Below are 248 nucleotides of genomic sequence, written 5' to 3'. Positions count from 1 at the left end.
GTATTTAGATTTTTGATGCTTGCCTCCCAAAGGACCACCTGATTTTGTCCCTAAACCAGAAAATGAAATTTGATGTATTGCTAATTTCTTTAGGGCTATATCCAAGATTTCTTTCCCACCAGTAGGCATGAATTCCAATTCAAGAAGCTCTTTTTTTATAGAATAAAATTCATCAACAGAAGGCTTGAACTCCTTAATTAGTTTTATCAAGGACTCGTGATTGTTTATTATTATACATGTCCATAAAC

The 248-nt window shown here is 33.1% G+C and carries 1 protein-coding gene; it reads right to left on the bottom strand.

From position 1 onward, the window contains the following. Nucleotides 1-248 (bottom strand): hypothetical protein (locus QCD85_RS23715; protein WP_301264087.1); only part of this gene is annotated, 248 nt, incomplete at both ends.

The organism is Paenibacillus sp. PsM32, from assembly GCF_030433815.1.
Taxonomy (GTDB): domain Bacteria; phylum Bacillota; class Bacilli; order Paenibacillales; family Paenibacillaceae; genus Saccharibacillus; species Saccharibacillus kyungheensis.
This window is presented reverse-complemented; position numbering and strand designations above follow the sequence as displayed.